We start from the raw sequence: 3,421 nt of genomic DNA, 5'->3' as shown, positions 1-3,421 counted from the left end.
GCGTTACACGCTGCTGTCAACACCTCTTTTTCAACTTCCTTTTGGCTTCGATGAACTGAAGCAACTTGCTGCCGAAACCTACATAACTCTTTGAACCTCAAGGAGTTTTCCGTTTCGACTGCGCCGGAAGTGGGGCGAATTATAGACGTCCAGAATCTGCCGTCAACCGTTAATTTCGCTTTTCTTGCAAAACCGCCTTTTTGGTCAGCAAACGCGGGATCCGGCGCATCACAAGCGGAATACGCAGCAGCAGAAGCACCGCCCCTATAGAGGCATAGACCGCCCATTCCTCAAGATCGGCGCGCACGATCCACAGCATATGCAGCAAACCCAAGCCCAGAATCACGTACGCCAGGCGGTGCAGCTTCTTCCAGCGCGAGCCCAAACGACGCTGACTGTAGCGATTGGACGTCACCGCCAACGCCAACAATCCTAGAAACCCCAACGCCCCAACTATTATGTAAGGCCGCTTGCGCAACTCGACCGCCAGCTGCGACCAGTCGAAGCCCAGAATAAACGCCATATAGCTGCACAGGTGCAACACCACATAAGCAAAACACCAAAGCCCCAACTGCCGGCGAACCGCAATCCACCCCGCCCAACCGGTCAGCTTCTGCATAGGCGTCATGCTCAGGGTAATCAACAACAACACCAATGTTCCCAAGCCCAGCCGATCCACCAAGACTTTGCCGGGATCGGGCCCAAGCAAATCCTCAAGCGCCTGATACAGCCAGAGCATCGGCCAGATTGCCGCCGCGATGAAAACGCCTATACGCCAGAACGGATACCGCATCAGTAGTTCTTCCGCAGATCGAGCCCTGTATATAAAGAAGCGACTTCATCCGAGTAGCCATTGAACATCTGCGTATCGCGCACATTCGGTTTGAACAGGCTGTTCGGCAACCGTCGCTCCCGCGCCTGCGTCCAGCGTGGGTGATCAACCGTTGGATTCACATTCGCGTAAAACCCGTACTCATCCGCCGCGATGCTCTGCCAAGTGGTTTTCGGCTGCTCGCTGACCAGACTGATACGCACGATGGATTTGACGCTCTTGAAGCCATACTTCCACGGCACCACCAAACGAAGCGGCGCGCCGTTCTGATTTGGTAACTCGCGGCCATACATGCCCACCGCGAGAATCGCCAAAGGATTCATCGCCTCATCCAGGCGCAAGCCTTCTACATAAGGCCAGTCGATCAAGGCGAACCCAGAGCGTTGCCCCGGCATGCTCTTGGGATCCTGCAGAGTTTCAAAGCGAATGTACTTGGCATTGGCGTTAGGCTCGACCTGCTTAAGCAGCGCCGAGATCGGAAAACCGATCCACGGAATAACCATCGACCACGCCTCTACGCAGCGCAGGCGATAAATACGCTCTTCCAGTTGATACGGTTTCATGAAGTCTTCCAGCGCATATCGCCCCGGCTTACCCACCTCCCCGTCTATCACTACGCTCCATGGTTCGGTTTTCAGCGAGCCGGCATTCGCCGCCGGATCACCCTTGTCGGTGCCGAACTCGTAGAAGTTGTTGTAGTGAGTGGCGTCTTTAAAAGGCGTTATCGACTCGTCCTTGACGTTGACCGCTCCCCACTTAGTAGAAGACAGCTTGTCGTTAAACCAGGCAGGCGCTTTACCAGGTTCGACATCGGCGTACCGCACGGCATCGTCGGCATTGGCCCAACGCGGCAGGCTACTGAAGGCGATACCGGCAGCAGTGGCCCCGAGTAATTGGCGGCGAGAGAGATAAATGGATTCAGGCGTGACATCCGACTCGTTGCAGTCGGACGCTTTGGGGATTTTGATCAGCATGACAACTCCGCAGCTTTGGAGGACAGATGCACCCATAGACTGCGGAGTATGCGTGAAATTACATCACTCGGCTTTTTTGTGCCGACGAAGGTGCAACAAGTACTGCACCGGACCGGACGCCGCATAGGCGAGGAACACCAACAGCAGAATGCGCGGCGGGTCGCTGAACACAACCGCAAACACCAGTACCACCGCCAGGATCGCCACGAACGGTACGCGACCTTTCAGATCCAGCTCTTTAAAGCTGTTGTACTTGATGTTGCTGACCATCAGCATGCCGGCAGCCGCGACCATCAGTGCGACCAGGAACGACATCTTCGAACCCTGAATGCCGTAATCGCTGAACGCCCAGACAATCCCCGCCACCACTCCGGCCGCTGCCGGACTGGCCAGACCGATGAAATAGCGCTTGTCAGCCGTACCCACCTGAGTATTGAAGCGCGCCAGACGCAACGCCGCGCCCGCTACATAGATGAAGGCGACCATCCAGCCGACCTTGCCCATGTCACCCAACGCCCAGCCGAAGGCCAGCAACGCCGGTGCGACACCGAACGCGACCATGTCCGACAGCGAGTCGTACTCGGCGCCAAAGGCACTTTGCGTATTGGTCATGCGCGCGACACGACCGTCGAGGCCGTCGAGCACCATGGCGACGAAAATCGCGATCGCGGCGAACGCGAAATATTTGCTCGCATTCGCCGAGTCACCGGCGCTCAACGCCGCCTGGGCGCTCATCGAGTTGATGATGGAGTAAAAGCCTGCAAACAGGTTCGCAGTGGTAAACAGATTCGGCAGCAGATAGATACCACGATGCCGGACTTTACGACCTTCTGCGTCGTGCCCTTCTTCGATGTGTTCATCGATGGGCAGCAGGCTTTCGGCGTCAGAAGCCTTGTTCGGCTCTTCGGGACGTTCGCTCATGGACATTACCTTGCAACGGTTTGAAGAAAATTCGACAGGTGCTTGAGGACGACAGTTCGGCCACAAACGCTGCAGCTTTATACCAGAACCACCGCCTCAAACGAAAAAACGCGGCCGAGGCCGCGTTTTTTTCATACAAGGGACAACGACTTAGTTTTTGGCTTTGTCGACGATCTTGTTGGCACCGATCCACGGCATCATGGAGCGCAGTTGCTCGCCGATGACTTCGATGCCGTGAGCGGCGTTGTTACGACGCTTGGCGGTCATCGAAGGGTAGCCGGTCGCGCCTTCGCTGATGAACATTTTGGCGTATTCGCCGTCCTGAATACGTTTCAGGGCGTTGCGCATGGCCTTACGGGATTAGGCGTTGATCACTTCCGGGCCAGTCACGTACTCGCCGTATTCGGCGTTGTTGGAGATCGAGTAGTTCATGTTGGCGATACCGCCTTCGTACATGAGGTCAACGATCAGCTTCAGTTCGTGCAGGCATTCGAAGTAGGCCATTTCCGGCGCGTAGCCAGCTTCAACCAGGGTTTCGAAACCGGCTTTGACCAGCTCAACGGTACCGCCGCACAGAACGGCTTGTTCGCCGAACAGGTCGGTTTCAGTCTCGTCCTTGAAGGTGGTTTCGATGATGCCGGTACGACCGCCACCAACGCCAGCAGCGTAGGACAGTGCAACGTTTTTCGCGAAG

General features: G+C 56.3%; 3 protein-coding genes and 1 pseudogene. All 4 read right to left on the bottom strand.

Translation table 11 applies throughout. The features are described from left to right. Positions 1–169: 169 nt before the first annotated feature. Positions 170–793 carry a protein-methionine-sulfoxide reductase heme-binding subunit MsrQ gene (gene msrQ, locus ACIF4X_RS29045; RefSeq protein WP_397484676.1) on the bottom strand — a complete coding sequence of 208 codons (624 nt, stop codon included), beginning with the start codon at positions 791–793 and terminating at the stop codon, positions 170–172. Continuing rightward, positions 793–1,806 (bottom strand): protein-methionine-sulfoxide reductase catalytic subunit MsrP, encoded by a 1,014-nt coding sequence (gene msrP / locus ACIF4X_RS29040; RefSeq protein WP_397484675.1) that lies wholly within the window; start codon positions 1,804–1,806, stop codon positions 793–795. The genes msrQ and msrP overlap by 1 nt, the downstream gene beginning before the upstream one ends. 63 nt (positions 1,807–1,869) lie before the next feature. Continuing rightward, entirely contained in the window at positions 1,870–2,727 is an 858-nt protein-coding gene (gene pssA / locus ACIF4X_RS29035; RefSeq protein WP_016983477.1) for a CDP-diacylglycerol--serine O-phosphatidyltransferase, read from the bottom strand. A 150-nt stretch (positions 2,728–2,877) separates the two neighbouring features. Beyond that, positions 2,878–3,421 (bottom strand): annotated as a pseudogene (locus tag ACIF4X_RS29030) (ketol-acid reductoisomerase); the annotation flags it as partial.

The organism is Pseudomonas sp. NPDC085632, from assembly GCF_044541255.1.
GTDB lineage: Bacteria > Pseudomonadota > Gammaproteobacteria > Pseudomonadales > Pseudomonadaceae > Aquipseudomonas.
This window is presented reverse-complemented; position numbering and strand designations above follow the sequence as displayed.